Genomic DNA, 19,202 nt, shown 5'->3' with positions numbered 1-19,202 from the left:
TTAATTTCAAATTTATTTCTTCTTAGAGTAGTAGCTACTCATCACTGTCACAAAGCTAACAATTGTTATAGTGCTCAGCGGCATTATAATAGCAGCAACTAGTGGCAGTAAATTACCAGTCACTGCAAATGAAAGACCTACTACATTATATAATAAAGACAGTGCAAAACTCATTTTAATTGTAGTAATAGAATTCTTAGAAAAGTTGAGAAAATAATTTAATTTCTTAAATTCAGTAGCATCTAAAATAGCATCGCAAGCGGGAGAGAACACATTTACATTTTCTGAAATTGAAATCCCTACGTTACTTTGTGCCAAAGCACCAGCATCGTTCAAACCATCACCCACCATCATAACGTTACTACCACTATCTTGCAAGTTTTTAATAAACTCTAATTTTTGTTCTGGTTTTTGATTAAAAACCAGCTCAGTTCCTTTAGGCAGCAATTCCTCTAGCACCGATCGCTCACCTTCATTATCTCCAGATAAAACTTTGATTTTATACTGCTTACTTAAAACATTAAATAACTCCTCTAAACCATCTCTGTACTGATTGTTAAAAATAAATTTTCCATAATATACCTCATCAATTTTTATGTGAACTGACGTTTGCTGAAGATTAGAATTTTCTATTTTCTCCACAAAAGCCGCAGAACCAATTAAAATATGGTAACCAAAAATTTGCGACTTAATACCTTTTCCAACGATCTCTTCGAAATAATCAACTTTCATTTTTTTAGCATTTGAAGTAGATTTATTTTCTAAAATTGGTAAAGGCAAATAATCATATAACATCCGACTCAATGGATGATTAGAAGCGCGAAGGACATTTTTTATCAACAATAAATTTTCATCTGATAATTCATCGCCTTCATAAGAGATATTTGATTTTTTATTCGTCGTAATTGTTCCTGTTTTGTCGAAAACAATGGTATCAACTTTTGCCAATTGCTCGATCACTAATGCGTTCTTCAGATAAAATTTCTGCTTACCCATAATTCGCAATACATTCCCAAAAGTAAAAGGAGCTGTTAATGCTAGAGCGCACGGACAAGCGACAATTAAAACAGCTGTAAAAACATTAAAAGCGATATTAGCATCTATAAAAATCCAGTAACCAAAAGATGAAAAAGCAATAAGTAATAGTATTGGTGTGAAATAGCGAGAAATGCTATCTGTAATGGTTTTGTGTTTCTGCTCGACATTTTTTTGGAAAACATCATTACTCCACAACTGCGTTAAATAACTTTGAGAAACCGAATGTAAAACTTCCATTTCGATAACTTTCCCTATTTGCTTTCCGCCTGCAAAGACTTTATCTCCTGATTTCTTTGCAATTGCAACGGCTTCACCTGTAACAAAACTATAGTCAATTTCAGCTTGTTCTGAGATTAAGATTCCATCCACAGGAATCAATTCCTGGTTCCTTATCAGCAAACGATCTCCTTTTTCGACCTCATAAATTGGCACACTTTCCTCTGAGGAGTCTGCTTTAATTTTAGTAATTGCAATTGGGAAATAGGATTTAAAATCTCTTTCAAAACTTAAGAAACTATAAGTTTTGATTTGGAACATTTTACCTAAAAGCATAAAGAAAATCAATCCTGTCAAACTATCAAAAAAGCCTGAACCGTAATCCATTATGATATCAAATGCACTTCTAACAAACATCACCATAATTCCCAAAGCAATAGGAATATCAATATTTAGCATTTTAGTTTTAATGCTTTTGTATGCAGAAACGTAGTATCCACTAGCCGAGTAAAAGAAACTTGGCATTGCCAAAGCAAAAATTAACCATCTAAAGAAACCGCGATATTGATCTAGCCAATACTCTTTTACTTCAAAATATTCAGGAAAGGATAACAACATCACATTCCCAAAGCAGAAAAAAGCAACGCCTAATTTATAAGTTAGCGTGCGATCCACTTTATTATCTCCAGTTTCATAGTTTTCTAAACTAATATATGGCTCATAGCCTATCGAACTGAGTAAGTAAACAATGCTCTTGATGGTTACGATTTCAGGATTATAGGTAATTCGCACCTTCTTTTCAGGAAAATTAACTTGGGAAGTACTTATTCCTTTTTGAAGACGCTGTAGATTTTCCAAAATCCAAATACACGAGCTACAGTGTATGTGTGGAATGTTAAGTGAAATAATAGCGGTTGAATTCTCTTCGAATTCCAAAAGTTTGGATACAATGCTTTCATTATCTAAAAAATCATATTTACCTTTAATATCCTGCGGAGTTGCTCCAGGTGATTTTTCGAAATCATAATAGCAAGACATATCATTCAGACTAAAAATTTCATAAACCGTTTTACAACCGTTACAACAGAAACTTTTAGCATCAAAAATAATTTCGTCCTCTTTTATAATATCTAAACCACAATGGAAACAGTTTTGTGTGTCCATAACATTGCTCATTTTACCTAGGGCAAAGGTTGCTAAATTGATTCACTTAAAAAAATGATATTTGTCATATAAATGTCTAAATTTGTCAAGTTAAAAACCCATCTTCTATTATGAGTAAATGTGAACAATGTATCGTCAGAGAATTTAGCTCACTAAAAGCACTTACAAAAGACGAGCTTTTAAAAATTTCTGATTGTAAAACCTCTCACATTATTAAAAAAGGGGAAGTTATATTTGAAGAAGGAGAAAATGTAAATGGAATTTACTGCATAAAAGATGGTATTTGCAAGTTAACAAAACTCAGCGCAAATGGTAAAGATCACATTGTCAAATTAGTTACAAAAGGCGAACTATTAGGACAACGCTCAATGATTAGTGAAGAGCCTGTGAACCTAAGTGCAGTTGCCTTAGAAGACATGCAAGTTTGTTTTATTCCAAAGACAGAAGTAATGGGATTTTTCGATAAAAACAATCAGTTCTCTATGAATGTTATGAAATCGATATGCGGTGATTTAAGAGATGCCGATGACCATATGGTTAATTTAGCTCAGAAAACTGTAAAAGAAAGATTAGCAGAAGTACTTCTTTATCTGCACGATACTTTTGGCAAAAACGAAGATAATTCATTGAAAGTTCAGCTTTCTCGTGATGAATTAGCAAGCATGATAGGAACAGCTACTGAAAGCTGTATTCGTTTACTTTCAGATTTCAAGAAATTAGAATTGATTGAATTATCAGGTAAAAAAATAGTCCTTAAAGATATTAGTAAGCTGAAAAAAATTAGCCGAACAGTTTAATTTAGGCTTTTTTATTCATTACCAAATAATAAACTGGAACTCCTAAAGCGACAATACAAAGTCCTAAACCCGTATTGAAAGTATCATAGATTAATAAAGTTAAACAGATACCTGTTGTAATTACAATGTAGATGGCAGGAACAAGTGGATAACCAAACGCTTTGTAAGGTCGATCAGCATCTGGTTCTTTTTTTCGAAGGATAAAAACACCCATGATTGTTAATATATAAAACAGTAGCGATGCAAAAGTCGCATACGTAAGTAAATCTCCAAATTTGCCAGAAACACATAATACACAAGCCCAAATACATTGAACCCATAAAGCCTTTGCAGGAACTTGGTTTTTATTAAGTTCAGTTGCTTGTTTAAAAAACAATCCATCTTTAGCCATTGCAAAAAACAATCTTCCACCAGAGAGAATTAAGCCGCTATTACATCCAAAAGTGGATACCATAATTAATGCTGCCATTACAAAAACGCTCATATTTCCCATAATCATACTTGCAGCTGCAGCACCTACTCTATCGTTGCTCGCAAACATGATTCCGTTATTAGCTACATCAGTAACTCCAGGAGTTCCATGCAGCGGCAATAAAGCTAAATACGCTAGATTTGCCAATACGTAGATGACAGTTACAATCAACGTTCCCAAAAATAAACTTCGCGGAATATTCTTTTTCGGCTCTTTAATTTCGCCAGCAATAAATGTAACATTATTCCATGCATCACTGGAGAAAAGGGAATTGATAATGGTTGCTCCTGCAGCTCCCAAAAGTGCCATTCCAGCAAGTTTAGTAACTGTAATAGTTCCATCAGGATTAGCAACTGTTTTACTAGCCTCCCACATATTTGTAAAATTATCTGACAGGATATTTGTTTGCAAGCCCACATACAATCCTAGAACAATTAATGCAAAAAGTGCAATTAATTTTGCTGAAGTGAGAATCAATTGAACGGTTTTACCGCTTTGAATCCCTTTGGTATTAATAAATGTCAACAAAACAATACTAAAAATTGCTAAAACTTTTTGGTACGAAAAAACAAACGTTGCACCAACAGTAAAAATCGTTATATCTAAAACTGGAAAAAATATTGCAGCATAATTAGCAAATGTTACTGCAATGGCTGCAATAACTCCCGTTTGAATCACTGTAAAAACAGTCCAGCCATATAGAAACGAAATTAATCGTCCGTATGCTCTTTGAATATATACAAATTGCCCACCAGCATTAGGCATCATTCCAGCTAATTCTCCATAACTTAATGCAGCTGCAACAGTTATTAATCCTGTCACAATCCATATTACCAAGAGCCAAGCTGCAGAGCCAATATCTCTCGCCATGGCAGAAGTAACAATGAAGATCCCTGAACCTATCATAGAACCTGCGACTAAACTCGTCGCATCTATTAATCCTAAAGAACGCTTTAACTCGGTTTTGTTTTCTGCCATTGGTTAATTTACTATTCTACAATCTATTAATATAGAACTGAATACTTGTTATTGAATATTATCTTGTGAACACCTTTCAGTGATCACTAAGAACTGAACACTTATAGCTTTTTCGCTTCTTCCCAAAATTGGAATATTTGAAAATCAAAGATTTTCAAATCCTATTTTTTAGGAAGCCGCTTCGCTTCTTCCCAAAATTGAAATATTTGAAAATCAAAGATTTTCAAATCCTATTTTTTAGGAAGCCGCTTCGCTTCTTCCCAAAAAACATCCATTTCAGCTAAGGTCATATCCATCAGTGGTTTTCCTAGCTCTCCAGCTTTACTTTCTAAATACTGAAAACGCTTTATGAATTTTTTATTGGTACGTTCTAATGCATCTTCTGGATTTACTTTTAGAAATCTAGCGTAATTTATCATCGAAAATAAAACATCCCCAAATTCGTCTTCAATTTTATCTTGATCACCAGCTTCGACCTCAACTTGTAATTCGGCTAATTCTTCTTGCACTTTATCCCACACTTGATGCGATTCCTCCCAATCAAATCCCACACCTTTTACTTTATCTTGAATTCGGCTCGCTTTTACTAATGCAGGCAAACTTTTTGGCACTCCTTCTAAAACAGATTTTTTGCCTTCTTTTAGTTTGAGTTTTTCCCAGTTTTGCTTTACTTCTTCTTCATCTTTTACAACAACATCACTGTAGATATGCGGATGACGATGTATTAGCTTTTCACATAATTCATTACAGACATCAGCGATATCAAAATCATTAGTTTCACTTCCAATTTTCGAATAAAAAACAATGTGCAATAAAACATCACCTAATTCTTTCTTGATCTCAGACATATCATTATCTAGAATAGCATCACCTAATTCATAGGTTTCCTCAATAGTTAAATGACGTAAGCTTTGCATGGTTTGCTTCATATCCCAAGGGCATTTTTCGCGCAAATCATCCATTATATCTAATAATCTTCCGAAAGCTTGTAACTGGTTTTGTCTTGAATTCATTAGGATTCTATTTTTTAGTAAAAATAAAAAAATCCTGTTCAGAAAAAATAGCTGAACAGGATTAAATTGTATTTAAAAGTAAAATTATTCTTTCTCTACTTTTTCTTTTTTAGCTGGAGCCGCATCTGCAACGACCGCTGCTTCTTCCTCAACTGCAACAGCTGGAACTGTATCTACCACAAGACCTTTTGCTTGAAGCATATTGTACCAGTTTAAAACTTTTTTAATATCAGAAGGATAGACTCTTTCCTCATCATAATCCGGTAAAATCTCTTTAAAATAAGACGTTAATGTTGCGTTATCCTCTTTGTGAGAAATTGCAGGTTGCTTATTCTCTTTATCAGCAATTTTTTGCATGATTTCAGACAGTGGTTTTTCACCTTCATACGTGTAAATAGAAATCTCAGATAATAAGCTCACATTACTTTTTAAGTTAACGGTGATTTTCTTTCCATCAACTAATGATTCTGCAACAAATCCTGTGCGAGTTTGTACTTGTAATACATATAAACCTGGTTTCCCAGAAATCGCTAATATTTTTTCTAAATTCATGTTTTTTGTAATTATTATTAAGAATTTGACTTATTATTTTTTCGTTAAAGACCAAGAACCATACCAACTGAAACGTAAACTTATCTTACCTTCCCTTTTTACCAAAAAATTTCATTCGGTAATCTTGAAACGTTTTACCTTCTAATATATTTTTTAATTTCTTTTGTATTAATCTTTTCTTTAATGTGGAAATTTTATCAGTAAACAAAATTCCTTCAATATGATCGTATTCATGCTGAATAACTCTAGCGATCAAACCATCAAAAACTTCCGTTTTCATAACAAAATCCTCTTCGCAATATTCGATAGTGATAGTAGGATTTCTATAAACATCTTCCCTAACATCAGGGATACTAAGACAACCTTCATTGAAACTCCACTCAACACCTTCTTCTTTAATCATTTTTGCATTAATAAAAGTCTTTTTAAATCCTTCTAATTGCTTTTGCGAAGCATCGTCTAAATCTTCATCATCACTAAATGGAGTGGTATCGATAACAAATAAACGAAGTGCCATTCCTATTTGAGGTGCAGCTAGTCCAACGCCACAAGCGTTGTACATTGTGTCGTACATATTAGTAATCGTTTCTTTCAAATTTGGATATTCTGGCGTAAGAATCTCTCCAGTTTTTCTTAAAATCGGATCACCGTATCCTATAATTGGTAAAATCATGCGAGTTATATTAATTATTATCGTCTATAATTAGAATTGCATTCTTTTTATTTCAGTTCGCAAAAATAGTAAAAAAATAGACAATGGATAATCATCTATTAATTATTACTGAATATTAACAATATTAACCAAAAGTTGGCCATTTATACTTTGAATAATACCTACAAATCTTACCTTTGCTGCAATACTACCTTATGATTAATAAAATTAGAAAATTTATAGACAGCACTTATTTTACGAATGCTATGAAAGTGACCATAGCAGCTGTTATTCCGGTTGTAGTATTTTCTTTTTTAGGACATTTTGCCATGGGATTTACTATGGCTCTTGGCGCTTTTTTTACGTATCCAAGTGATATTCCAAGTAGTTTAAAACACAAAATAAACGGAATTCTTGTAACGGCATTTTTAGTTGCAGGAATTAATCTCGTTGTGAATTTGATTCATCCTTATTCATGGGTTTTTTATCCATTTTTAATTTTGCTTATTTTTCTGCTATCAATGATATCTGTTTACGGGCATCGCGGTACTATGATTTCCTTTTCAGGATTAGTAACGGTTTCATTGTCATTCTCCAGCTTGAATACGGGTTGGGCTATTTTAGAGCACGCGGGCCTAATTCTGGCCGGTGGTTTGTTTTATCTTACTGTCTCACTATTATTTTATTATATCAGACCGAACCGTTATGTCGAGCTGCAAATTGCAGAATGCATAAAATTAACTGCTAAATACTTGAAACTGCGCGGTGATTTATGGACCTTAGATAGTGATAAAAAAGTAATTATAGAAAAGCAACTTCATCTCCAAGTTGAGCTGAACTCAATACATCAAAATATTAGGGAGGTTCTTATTAATGGTTCGAATAATACTGCTTCTTCAAATCAAAATCGTAAAATGCTTTTGGTCTTTATTTCGTTAGTTGAAATTTTAGAGCTTGCCTTATCTACCGCTTTTGACCACGACAAACTGAATAGTAAATTTGATAATCATCCAAAAGTTTTATTCACCTATCAAAGCTTAGCGTATCATCTTGCTGCTAGTCTCAAGAAAATTTCAAAAAGTGTCAAGAAAAGAAATAATTATGTATCTAAACATAATCTATTAAGAGACTTGAATGCCCTACAATCTACAATAGATAATTATGAGACTGATTTAGGTAAAATCGCAGCCTCAGAAGGTGTATTTATGTTAACTACAATGCTTAACTATGCTGAAAAGCAAGTAGAGAAAATAAAAATCATAGAAAAAGCATTTACGCTTCCAGCAAACTCAGAGGATTTCAAAGGAATAGGAAAAGATTTAGAAAAGTTCCTTACACCACAATATTATCCTTTAAGTACATTAACTCAGAATTTGAGTTTTTCATCAAATATTTTCCGACATTCCTTACGATTGACGATTACATTAATAATTGGTTTTCTCATTGGTATTTCCTTTCCATTCCAGAATGTATATTGGATTCTGCTTACGGTAATCGTGATTTTACGTCCTACGTACGGTTTGACTAAAGAACGTTCATTTCAAAGAATCATTGGTACCGTGTTGGGTGGACTAATAGCATTTGGAATCCTATATTTTATTAAAGACAATATTACAATTAGTATTTTCTCGATTCTCTGTATTCTACTGGGTTTTACATTTACGCAAATTAACTACAAGGTCAGTGCAACTTTTGTAACGATGTATGTCGTTTTTATATATGGAATCTTAACTCCAAACATTAGTGACTTAGTTCAGTATCGAATTTTAGACACAGTTGTTGGTGCTATCTTGGCTTTCCTAGCGAATCACTTTTTATGGCCGTCATGGGAATTCTTGAATGTTCCTAATCATTTAGAAAAATCCATTCGAGCCAACCAAAATTACTTAAAGGAAATAGCGGCATTTTATAACAAAAAAGGTATCGTGCCAATATCTTATCGCTTAGCCCGAAAAAATGCATTCATAGAAGTTGGAAATCTAATGTCCTCCTACCAGCGAATGTCACAAGAACCAAAATCGAAACAAAAGCAGTTACCCCAAGTTTATCAACTTGCTGTGCTTAATCACTCTTTACTTTCCTCCTTAGCATCACTAGGAACTTATACGCAATCTAATGCCACGACCACTGCTTCAGAAGCTTTTAATGTGGTTGTTGATACAGTAGTTAAAAACTTAGAAAATTCAGTTGTCCTGCTAAAAGGAAATGATTGTTGTTTTGAAGAAAACACACCAAAAGAAGAATTAGCAATGCATTTTACTTCCTTAAAAAAGATTCAAGAAAAAGAGTTAAAAAAAGGATTTCCCGCTGACGAAGAGGCATTTCAATTAAAAATGCAGGAAGCACAATTAGTAATAGAGCAGCTTATTTGGTTAATAAACTTATCTGAAAACATTACTAAAACTACTAAAATTATAAAAAGTATCTAGATAAAAAAAAGTGCTAAAATTAGATCAACTCTAAATTTAGCACCACTTAAAAATTTATAATATTGTTTAATTTTTCAGTTTTAAAACAGTAGCAGTTGCTTTTCTAACTTCCAATAATAATTCAGGATTGTCATTTAATTTTTGTCCAAAAGAAGGAATCATATGCTTTAGTTTTTGTTGCCATTCTGGCGAATTGAACTGATCGGCAAAACATCTACTAACTAAATCAACCATAATAGAAACTGCAGTGGAAGCACCTGGTGAAGCTCCAAGAAGCACTGATAACGAACCGTCATGCGTCGTAATCACTTCAGTACCAAATTCTAATATTCCACCTTCTTTTTCATCTTTCTTAATAACTTGTACACGTTGGCCCGCTCTTTCTAAAACCCAATCTTTAGATTTTGCAGTTGGGACATATTCTTTCAAGGCATTAATTCTATCTTTAGGTGATTGACGTACTTGCTCAATCAAATAGCGTGTGAGTGGAATGTTTTTTATTCCTGCAGCAATCATTGGAATAATATTATCGGTTTTTATAGATAATGGCAAATCAGAATAAGAACCATTTTTTAAAAAACGAGTAGAGAAACCAGCAAATGGTCCAAAAAGCAATGCTCGCTCTCCATTTATCATTCGGGAATCAATATGCGGAACTGACATTGGCGGCGCACCTACACTAGCTTTTCCATATACTTTCGCTTGGTGTTTAGCAATTACCTCAGGATTTATACATTTTAACCACTGCCCGCTTACTGGAAAACCTCCGTATCCTTTACCTTCTGGGACATCAGCTTTCTCAAGTAAAGGTAAAGATCCTCCTCCAGCGCCAATAAAAACAAATTTTGTGTATGCTTTTCTTTTTTGACCAGTAGCCAAATCAGTAACTTTGATTCTCCATACTTTATCGTCACGCTGTTTCAACTTTTTAACTTCGTGGTGAAAATGGATCGTTACACCATCTAATGTTGTAAGATGATTGAATATATTTCTTGTTAGTTCGCCAAAATTCACATCTGTTCCCAAAGCCATTGATGTTGCGGCTACTTTCTCATTGTCATTTCTGCCTTCCATAACAAGAGGCATCCATTCTTGCAATTTTGCAAAATTAGTACTAAAAAGCATGTCTTTAAAAAGAGGATTTGCCGTAAGAGCATCATATCTTTTTTTAAGATATTCTACGTTTTTTTCGCCCCAAACAAAACTCATATGAGGAATGCTTTTTATGAAGTTTTCGGGAGAAGAAACTTTATTTTCTTGAACAAGATAAGACCAGAATTGTCGCGAAACTTCAAAAGACTCCGCTATGGAAATCGCTTTTTTAGCACTTACAGTTTTGTCTTCACTTTCAGGTGTGTAGTTGAGTTCGCAAAAAGCAGAGTGACCTGTTCCTGCATTATTCCAAGCATCAGAACTTTCTGCTGCTGCAATATCTAGTCTTTCGTAGATTTCTATTTTAATATCTGGCTGTAATTCTTTGAGGATTAAACCTAAAGTAGCACTCATGATCCCAGCGCCTATAAGAACTACATCACTATTTGTACGTATTGTTGTATCTGACATAACAAAAATTTAAAACGCAAAGATACTTGAAAATACTAAAAAAAATGTAACAATATAATGTTAAAAAGTAAGAATCGAAGCGATAATTTGAAGCCTTAAAAATTTAGAATAGTAGATTTTAAAATCTTTTTTGCTTCAGATAATCTTGTAACATTATAGTTGCTGAAATCTCGTCAATCAATGCTTTATTTTGTCTTTGCTTCTTTTTCATTCCGCTATCAATCATAGATTGAAAAGCCATTTTTGAAGTAAATCGTTCATCAACTCTAATTACTTTCATCTCTGGAAAGTGATTCGTAAAATGCGTTACAAAGCCTTTTATCATTGAAGCACTTTCTGATGGTTGTCCATTCATTTGCTTTGGTTCACCAATAAGAACTGCCTCCACTTTTTCTTTTGAAAAATAATCTTTTAAAAAAGCTATTGCTGTAGCACTTGGAATTGTAGTCAATCCCGAAGCAATAATCTGCATCTCATCAGTAACTGCAATTCCAGTACGTTTTTGTCCGTAATCTATGGAGAGAATTCTTGGCATTTTTATATGGAATCTTTTATTTTATAAAACTAAATTGTATCGTATACTTCAGTTTTACAACTTCAGTTAAGGTTAGAGTAACAGTAATAAACAATGTTATTTAAAAGACAAATATATAACATTTTCAAAGCAAATTGACTTTTTGCTTTTGGCTAAAAATCCTATATTTGGCAAAAATAAATTTAAGATGAATCCATTACAAATTATTATAGAACAAGCTTGGGAAAACCGCGCCTTGTTACAAGAAACGGCAACTACTGATGCCATTAGAGAAGTTATTGAATTATTAGACACTGGCAAATTACGAGTAGCTGAACCGTTAGCTGAAGGTTGGCAAGTAAACGAATGGCTAAAAAAAGCAGTAGTAATGTACTTCCCTATTCAAAAAATGGAAACTTGGGAGGCAGGAATTTTCGAATATCACGACAAAATGCTTTTAAAAAGAGGTTTTGCTGAAAAAGGAATTCGTGTTGTACCTAATGCAGTAGCGCGTTACGGAGCATACATTTCAAGTGGCGTTATATTAATGCCAAGTTATGTAAACATAGGTGCTTATGTTGATGAAGGAACAATGGTAGACACTTGGGTAACAGTTGGAAGCTGTGCTCAAATAGGTAAAAATGTACATTTAAGTGGCGGTGTAGGTATTGGTGGTGTTCTTGAACCTCTACAAGCTGCTCCTGTAATCATAGAAGATGGCGCCTTTATAGGTTCTCGTTGTATTGTCGTTGAAGGTGTTCACGTAGGAAAAGAAGCAGTTCTTGGTGCAAACGTTTGCTTAACAGCTTCGACAAAAATTATAGATGTAACTGGTGATACTCCAGTTGAAATGAAAGGTTTTGTTCCTGCACGTTCAGTGGTAATTCCTGGAAGTTACACTAAAAAGTTTGCTGCTGGAGAATTTCAAGTTCCTTGCGCACTAATTATAGGAACACGTAAAGCTTCAACTGATTTAAAAACGTCTTTAAATAACGCGTTGAGAGAATATGACGTAGCAGTCTAAAACTTTCTAATAAAAATCTACAAATTTACCAATGCAAAATTATCTTCAAACTGTAAAACTTTTTGTCAAACGTTTTTTAGTAGTACTATTTGTTTATGAAATTTGTAGATTTTTATTTTACTTCTTTAATCGCAATGCTTTTGAAAGTATCTCTTTTAAAGGATTTTTAGGCGGCATTCATTTTGACTTATCTGCAATTGCTTACATCAATCTGATCTTCGCCGTATTGCACCTGTTACCTGGGAATTTTAAATACAGACTTAATTATCAAAAGGGATTAAAAAACGCCTTTTTTACTGTAAACTTAATTTTCATATTAACCAATTTTGTTGATTTCGAATATTATAAATTTACAGGAAGACGCAGTACATTTGGAATGATTACAGAAACTGGAATGGAAAATGAGATTGGTGGATTACTCTTTTCATTTTTAGTTGAATTCTGGTATTTACCTTTATTAGCAATTGTTTTGGCCTTCCTTTTTTGGAAAGCAATTCCTAATTTAAAAATGGTTACTGAAACAAGTTGTAGCAAACTTCAATCGTTAAAACTTAGTGGTTTATTATTTGGACAATATCTACCACTATATCTCAAAAGATTTCTACTTGGCTTTTGACGGAAAAAAATCATTGAGACTTTACAATCTCAAAAATGACGAATTATTAAAAAAATAATGTATTAAAAACTAATCTAGCAAAAGAAACGGAGATGGAACGATTTATCAAAGCGTATGTTCAGAGTTTTAACGAACGTTTAATCAAAAATGAGCTTACATTAAAAAAATAAACTAATGGTGAGAATATTAGTAATTCAACACAAAATGATTGGCGACGTTTTAGTAAGTAGCATTATCTGTAATAATTTACGAAAAGCCTATCCTAATGCTCAGATTGATTATTTAGTAAATGACAATACCGTTTCAGTTTTAAAAGGAAATTCCAACATTAGCAACCTTATTATTTTCGATAAAAAAATGCAAAAAAGTTTTTTTGAATTGACCAAATTTGCATTTCAAATCCGAAAAAACAAATATGACCTTGTTATTGATGCTTATTCAAAATTACAAAGCTGGATTATTACATTGCTGTCTGGTGCTAAACAAAAAATATCTTATAAAAAAACGGGAAGGACATTTTTATACGATTACAACATACCGCTGGCAAAAAATCCATCATCAAATTTTGGCTTAGCCATTGAACGGAGATTATCATTACTTTCTCCATTGAATTTAACTATATCTATTGATCCTTTTCCAAAAGTATTTCTTGATCAGGAGGAAATAAAATTCGCTACTGCTCTTTTTGAGCAACATAAAATAGATGAATCTCGAAAAACCATAATGGTGAGTTTGCTAGGGAGCGAAAAACTTAAGACTTATCCGCCGCAGTATATGGCTGCTATTTTAGATTCTGTAAGTGACTCGTTCCAGATAAATATTGTATTTAATTATTTTCCTAGCCAAATTGAGGAAGCCAGAATTATATATAATTACTGCACTACAAAAACTCAAAAAAACATTTATTTCAATCTTTTAGGAGCTGACTTAAGACAATATATAGCTATAATGAGTAAATGTGATGTTATTGTAGGAAACGACGGTGGTGCAATAAATCTAGCCAAAGCGTTAGGAAAACCTTCCTTTATTATTTTTTCTCCCTGGATCGAAAAGAAAATTTGGGCAACTTTTGAAGACGGTATTCATCATACTTCAATTCATCTTAAAGATGTTTTGCCAGAATTTTTTTCTGACAAAACAGAAAAAGAATTAAAAGAGAATGCTATTTCTTTATATGAGAATTTGAAACCTGAGTTTGTGATAAAAAAAATGATTCCTTTTTTACAGCAGCATCTTTTACCCTAATCACGAATTGAGTATTAAATAATAATTTATGTACTTTTTTTTGACACTAAAGTAAAATTCCAATTTTTTTATAAAAACGTTAATTAAGTGAGTAAAATAATCTATAACGAAAAAATAGTTTTATATTAAAATCATTTTTTCCAAAACTGGAATTGTTTTTTAAATCTTTTTTTTCTCGAAAACTTTTCTTGAAAATCGCTTGTCATTCTCCAAAGTGTTTCAAAAACAGATTTTTCCGATTCTCCAGATACTTTTGCATATTCATTACTCATAATGATAATCATATCCTTGCTAGGCGTAAGACGTCTTAGATTATTCATGCGCATTTCAAAAGACATTGATTCATGAAACTTCATTCTATTTAGGTCAACTAAATAAAAGGAATATTTGCCGTCATCATCATTTTTAATTAAGGTATTTCCTGGCGAATGATCCATAAACTCAATTCCATTTTGATGTAAATCATAAGAAAAACGAGTAAATTGTCTTAAAATATTTTCTGCATCAGGATAATCCGTTTCTACTAATTCTCTATAAGTTAAATCACAACTTAGATGTTCAGACACATAGTAGCTTTCAAGTAAACCAACTGTATCAAAATTCTCGTAATACGCCATTGGTTGTGGTGTTCCAATTCCTTTTTGTAACAATATAGAAGCATATTCAAATGAGCGCTTTGCTTTTGATTTTCTAAAATATTTGTAGGCAACTTTATTAATTAAATTCGGTTTTTTGAAAGACTTTATATTAATGGTCTCACTTTCTAATTTAAATAGCTTTATTACATTTCGGTCTCCATTCCCAAAAATAATTTCTTCAGAGGAGTTGAACTCTTTTATAAATCTGAGTATCTCTCTCGAATTTTCAACTCTGTTAGAAAACATAAGTTTTATCGTCATATTTCTTTCTTTACAATTCAGTACTTAGTATTTATCTAAAATAGGTTTCCAAAAATCAATCACTTTAGGCTTATTGATAGCATGACATCCAAAAGGAAGCTGATTGCTATTAAGTTCTAATGCTAATTTTGGTTTTCGATCCATAGCAAATCCTAGCGCTTCTTTATATTCAGGAATTTTAAAGTTTGGATCAATTTCAGGCGCTTTTAAAGACCAAAAAACATCTTCGATAGCACAAAGTTCTTTCTCTTTATTGTTAATTAGAGTAGTTATTAGATCTTCGTTTTCTTTAATGATTTTTAAATGTGAAGCTGTCTTTCTTAATGAAAATCCTCCATTTCCTACTTTGTAAAAAATAACATGCCGTCTATTTGTTTTATTTGACTTGAAAATTTTCAAAAACTTATTAATCTGAATTATTACAAAATTTTCCTTAGTAGCAATCCATGGCGCACCAATGTAATCATATCCTTTTTCACACCATTCCTTTAACTCATCTTTAAAAACGAAAGCATCTAACTGATGTACTAAAATAAATTTAGAAGTTATAAAGCGATGGTAAAACTCAGCAGATAATAATAATTTATTATAACCATCTAGATTCTTAAAATAGTTTACAGAGAAACTTTCGACTTCTATCGTTCGATATTTTTGTGTAATATAGCTCGTATCTAATCCTTCAGGTTGCACAAGAACTACTTGATAATCTTTCAGAACTTTTAAGCACTGTACCAAGGACTTTTCTTCTAACTCACCAAAAAACGTCTTATAAACAGGAATTATAATTTTTACTGAAGTCTTCAATTTTTATATATTTTATTTATTTGAGGGAAAATGATTAATATTTACCGTCATAGTCTTTATTTAAAAGTTCGCCTTTTTCATTAACTTTCCATGAACTTGAATCGTTGGCAGTTTTAAAATAAAATTTCTGCTCTTCGGTAAGATTTTCAATATCAAAATACCATCCACCATGCTGAGCTAAATATGGCGCACAAGTTCTTAGAGCAGTTTTAAATTTCTTGTTTTTTCTATGATAAAATGGTTTGTATAATGCAAAAGTTGTATCTATATCCGCATCAAAAGCTTCGTCCGTAATTCTTTTTTCCCAAAACTTTGATTCCCAATTTATCACTTTTTGTTTTAACGGATTAGAACTAGGTATGTCATCAATTTTTAGGCCAAAGCCAACTTTCATTTTTTTTGGATATTTTAAAAGAAGGCCCTGAAATTTAATTAAAAAATCATGAGGCGTAATAGATAGAGGCACTACATCTGAATCTGTTATAACGTAATATCCTGCAGCATATTTAACGAATAAATCCATTCTTTTCCAGAAAACTAAATGTCCGTAATTTTTATGTAATCTGTGAATGCTTATCTTTCCTTCAATTGAAGAAAAATAAGATAGCAAAGGCTCATAATTTGAATTATTATCTATAATAATAATATTTGTAAATCCCTTCAAGCTTAAAAAATTGACTAATTTTTTTAAGTATTCCAGCTGATTAAAGCTAATTATAATTATTGGGATTTTTTTTGATTGCTCTAAAGTTAAAATCTGATAATCAATACTAAGAAATTTACTGTAATAAAAACAAAATCTTATGTATAGATACTTAAATGTCGTTGCAAACATGTGAAAAAAATTAAAATTTAATAAGGTGTAATGTAAATTGCTTACCTAAATCAGCCTGTAAAAGCAAAAATAACTTTATATTTAGTAAAAATGCTTTTATTCAGAATTAAATTTAACTCATATACCAACTAGAATAGTATTTTTGCATTAAATCTATTTTGATGATATGAATATAAATGAAGAAATACAAAATGCCTACGACATCATAAAAGAAGGTGGGATTATATTATATCCTACTGACACTGTTTGGGGTATTGGTTGCGATGCTACAAATCCAGAGGCTGTGGCAAAAATTTATAAATTGAAGAAAAGAGCCGAAGAACAAAGTATGATCGTTCTTATGAATGGTGATCGAATGATGCACAATGTATTTGCAGATATTCCTGAAGTTGCATGGCAAATACTTGAATTATCGGAGTATCCAACCACTTTAGTTCTTGATAAACCAAAAAATGTAGCTGCAAATTTGATTGCTTCTGATCAAACATTAGGAATTCGAATAGTAAAAGAACAATTTTGTTTTAAACTATTGGAAAAAATGAAGAAGCCACTAGTATCTACTTCTGCAAATATTTCGGGACAACCAACACCAAAAAGTTTCAAAGAAATTAGTGCCGAGATTATAAAAGGCGTGGACTATGTTGTAAATTTGCATCGTGATAAAATTGCTGGGAAACCTTCGACAATCATTAAACTTTCTTTAGATAATCAAGTGAAGATTATTAGAAAATAAAAATAGTATTCACAAATTCACAAAATTTTTTAAGATATAACTGTCGATTGTTTCAACAAAAGTCATTAAAACCAATGTTTAAACTATTTAAAAGTATCTAAAAACAAATTGGCTATACTCGGTAATTTCAATCTAAGATCTTTAGAATGTAAACGCATTATAGATTCAAAAAATTAATTCGTGAATTCGTGGTAAAAAACAACATGAACTACAAACAAGCTTTACACAGTAAAATATTCAAAGTTATCTCTCAAGCTTCCCAAGAACTTAACATTGATAGTTATGTTATTGGAGGTTTTGTGCGGGATTTGATTTTGAAAAGAGACTTTAAAAAGGATATCGATGTTGTTGCCGTAGGTAGCGGAATCGAACTAGCTTTAAAAGTATCTGAATTGCTTCCAAAAAAACCTAAAGTGCAAGTTTTCAAAACCTATGGCACAGCAATGTTGCGATTTGAAGATACAGAGATCGAATTTGTTGGCGCCCGAAAAGAGTCCTATCATTTTGAAAGCAGAAATCCAGTAGTTGAAAATGGAACCCTTGAAGACGACCAAAACAGAAGAGATTTCACCATTAACGCTTTGGCATTATCTTTAAACGCTGAAAATTTTGGCGATCTTTCCGATCCTTTCAATGGTTTAGCTGATTTAGAAAATAAAATAATAAAAACACCATTAGATCCTGACATCACTTTCTCTGATGATCCGCTTCGAATGTTGCGAGGTATCCGTTTTGCTAATCAATTGGGTTTCGAAATTGAAGAAAACTCTTTAAAATCTATTGCAAAAAACGCAGAGCGAATTAAGATTATATCGGGAGAACGTATTGTTGAAGAATTGAATAAAATCCTTTCGACGGATAAGCCATCAATTGGATTTTTGTTATTATTCAAAACGGGACTACTAGATATTATTTTACCTGAACTTACTGCTTTAAATCAAGTAGAGGAAATAGAAGGCCACACACACAAAAATAATTTCTACCACACCTTAGAGGTCGTCGATAACATTTGTCCAAATACTGATGATGTGTGGCTGCGCTGGTCAGCATTACTTCACGATATTGGAAAAGCTCCCACCAAACGTTTTAATAAAAAACAAGGTTGGACATTTCATGGTCACGAATTTCTAGGTGGAAAAATGGCTAAGAAAATATTTGAACGACTCCATATGCCATTAAATCACAAAATGAAATTTGTGCAAAAAATGGTTATGATGAGTTCTAGACCAATCGTTTTATCACAAGACACCGTAACAGACTCAGCAGTGCGCCGTTTAGTATTTGATGCGGGTGAAGATGTGGAGAATTTAATGATCTTATGCGAAGCTGATATCACGACTAAAAATCCAAGCAAGTTCAAGAAATACCATAATAATTTTGAAATTGTTCGAAAGAAAATTGTGGAAGTAGAAGAGCGTGACCAAGTTCGCAATTTTCAACCGCCTATTTCTGGTGAGGAAATTATGCAGCTCTTTAATTTGAAACCTTCAAAAGAAATTGGAATGTTGAAGGAAGCGATTAAAGAAGCTATATTAGAAGGTGAAATACCAAATGAATATCAAGCTGCATATCAGTTTATGCTGAAAAGAGCTGCAAAAATTGGGCTAAAGATTAACGCTTGTTGAATTGAGAAATAATTGTATTTCAAATATCTTTGC

General features: G+C 32.3%; 17 protein-coding genes. 7 read left to right on the top strand and 10 right to left on the bottom strand.

Annotated elements, in window-relative coordinates:
- Positions 1-12: 12 nt before the first annotated feature.
- Positions 13-2,418, bottom strand: a complete 2,406-nt coding sequence (locus tag BC961_RS03100) for a heavy metal translocating P-type ATPase (RefSeq protein WP_121924375.1) — start codon at positions 2,416-2,418, stop codon at positions 13-15.
- A 110-nt stretch (positions 2,419-2,528) separates the two neighbouring features.
- On the opposite strand from BC961_RS03100, the gene BC961_RS03095 reads away from it, so the two are divergent.
- The gene (locus BC961_RS03095; RefSeq protein WP_121924374.1) at positions 2,529-3,215 is read left to right on the top strand and encodes a Crp/Fnr family transcriptional regulator; all 687 of its coding nucleotides are present in this window, start codon (positions 2,529-2,531) and stop codon (positions 3,213-3,215) included.
- A gap of 1 nt (position 3,216) precedes the next feature.
- Here BC961_RS03095 and BC961_RS03090 read toward each other — a convergent pair whose 3' ends face one another.
- The 4 genes from BC961_RS03090 to def form a co-directional block, all read right to left on the bottom strand.
- A complete protein-coding gene (locus tag BC961_RS03090; RefSeq protein ID WP_121924373.1) occupies positions 3,217-4,665 on the bottom strand; it encodes an APC family permease in 1,449 nt (482 codons plus the stop codon).
- 230 nt (positions 4,666-4,895) lie between these two features.
- Positions 4,896-5,678, bottom strand: a complete 783-nt coding sequence (mazG, locus tag BC961_RS03085) for a nucleoside triphosphate pyrophosphohydrolase (RefSeq protein WP_121924372.1) — start codon at positions 5,676-5,678, stop codon at positions 4,896-4,898.
- An 84-nt stretch (positions 5,679-5,762) separates the two neighbouring features.
- Complete coding sequence (locus BC961_RS03080) at positions 5,763-6,230, bottom strand: DUF5606 family protein (RefSeq protein WP_121924371.1); 468 nt, start codon at positions 6,228-6,230, stop codon at positions 5,763-5,765.
- A gap of 85 nt (positions 6,231-6,315) precedes the next feature.
- Complete coding sequence (gene def / locus BC961_RS03075; protein WP_121924370.1) at positions 6,316-6,903, bottom strand: peptide deformylase; 588 nt, start codon at positions 6,901-6,903, stop codon at positions 6,316-6,318.
- A 194-nt stretch (positions 6,904-7,097) separates the two neighbouring features.
- Between def and BC961_RS03070 the strand changes: the two genes are divergently transcribed.
- The gene (locus tag BC961_RS03070) at positions 7,098-9,311 is read left to right on the top strand and encodes an FUSC family protein (RefSeq protein ID WP_121924369.1); all 2,214 of its coding nucleotides are present in this window, start codon (positions 7,098-7,100) and stop codon (positions 9,309-9,311) included.
- Positions 9,312-9,377: 66 nt separating this feature from the next.
- Here BC961_RS03070 and BC961_RS03065 read toward each other — a convergent pair whose 3' ends face one another.
- The gene (locus tag BC961_RS03065) at positions 9,378-10,874 is read right to left on the bottom strand and encodes a malate:quinone oxidoreductase (RefSeq protein WP_121924368.1); all 1,497 of its coding nucleotides are present in this window, start codon (positions 10,872-10,874) and stop codon (positions 9,378-9,380) included.
- Positions 10,875-10,992: 118 nt separating this feature from the next.
- Positions 10,993-11,409, bottom strand: a complete 417-nt coding sequence (gene ruvX, locus BC961_RS03060) for a Holliday junction resolvase RuvX (protein WP_121924367.1) — start codon at positions 11,407-11,409, stop codon at positions 10,993-10,995.
- Between the two features lie 187 nt (positions 11,410-11,596).
- On the opposite strand from ruvX, the gene BC961_RS03055 reads away from it, so the two are divergent.
- From BC961_RS03055 to BC961_RS03045, 3 genes are all read left to right on the top strand, one after another.
- Positions 11,597-12,412, top strand: coding sequence for a 2,3,4,5-tetrahydropyridine-2,6-dicarboxylate N-succinyltransferase (locus tag BC961_RS03055; protein WP_121924516.1), 816 nt, complete (start codon positions 11,597-11,599; stop codon positions 12,410-12,412).
- 31 nt (positions 12,413-12,443) lie between these two features.
- Positions 12,444-13,028, top strand: a complete 585-nt coding sequence (locus tag BC961_RS03050) for a hypothetical protein (RefSeq protein ID WP_211331302.1) — start codon at positions 12,444-12,446, stop codon at positions 13,026-13,028.
- Positions 13,029-13,202: 174 nt separating this feature from the next.
- Complete coding sequence (locus BC961_RS03045; protein WP_245980791.1) at positions 13,203-14,273, top strand: glycosyltransferase family 9 protein; 1,071 nt, start codon at positions 13,203-13,205, stop codon at positions 14,271-14,273.
- A 131-nt stretch (positions 14,274-14,404) separates the two neighbouring features.
- Here the strand turns inward: BC961_RS03045 and BC961_RS03040 are convergent, their stop codons facing one another.
- Genes BC961_RS03040 through BC961_RS03030 form a run of 3 tightly spaced genes read right to left on the bottom strand, consistent with a single transcriptional unit; the run spans position 14,405 to position 16,811 of the window.
- Complete coding sequence (locus tag BC961_RS03040) at positions 14,405-15,172, bottom strand: lipopolysaccharide kinase InaA family protein (protein ID WP_245980789.1); 768 nt, start codon at positions 15,170-15,172, stop codon at positions 14,405-14,407.
- Positions 15,173-15,196: 24 nt separating this feature from the next.
- Entirely contained in the window at positions 15,197-15,976 is a 780-nt protein-coding gene (locus BC961_RS03035; RefSeq protein WP_121924365.1) for a DUF5672 family protein, read from the bottom strand.
- 34 nt (positions 15,977-16,010) lie between these two features.
- Positions 16,011-16,811, bottom strand: coding sequence for a glycosyltransferase (locus BC961_RS03030; protein ID WP_121924364.1), 801 nt, complete (start codon positions 16,809-16,811; stop codon positions 16,011-16,013).
- Between the two features lie 166 nt (positions 16,812-16,977).
- On the opposite strand from BC961_RS03030, the gene BC961_RS03025 reads away from it, so the two are divergent.
- Both BC961_RS03025 and BC961_RS03015 read left to right on the top strand, forming a co-directional pair.
- Entirely contained in the window at positions 16,978-17,544 is a 567-nt protein-coding gene (locus BC961_RS03025) for an L-threonylcarbamoyladenylate synthase (protein WP_121924363.1), read from the top strand.
- A 203-nt stretch (positions 17,545-17,747) separates the two neighbouring features.
- Positions 17,748-19,169, top strand: coding sequence for a CCA tRNA nucleotidyltransferase (locus BC961_RS03015; protein WP_121924362.1), 1,422 nt, complete (start codon positions 17,748-17,750; stop codon positions 19,167-19,169).
- Positions 19,170-19,202 lie beyond the last annotated feature (33 nt).

Source organism: Flavobacterium weaverense (assembly GCF_003688495.1).
Classification (GTDB): Bacteria; Bacteroidota; Bacteroidia; order Flavobacteriales; family Flavobacteriaceae; genus Flavobacterium; species Flavobacterium weaverense.
Note: the sequence above shows the minus strand (reverse complement) of the source record. Positions and strands in the feature narration are given on the sequence as shown.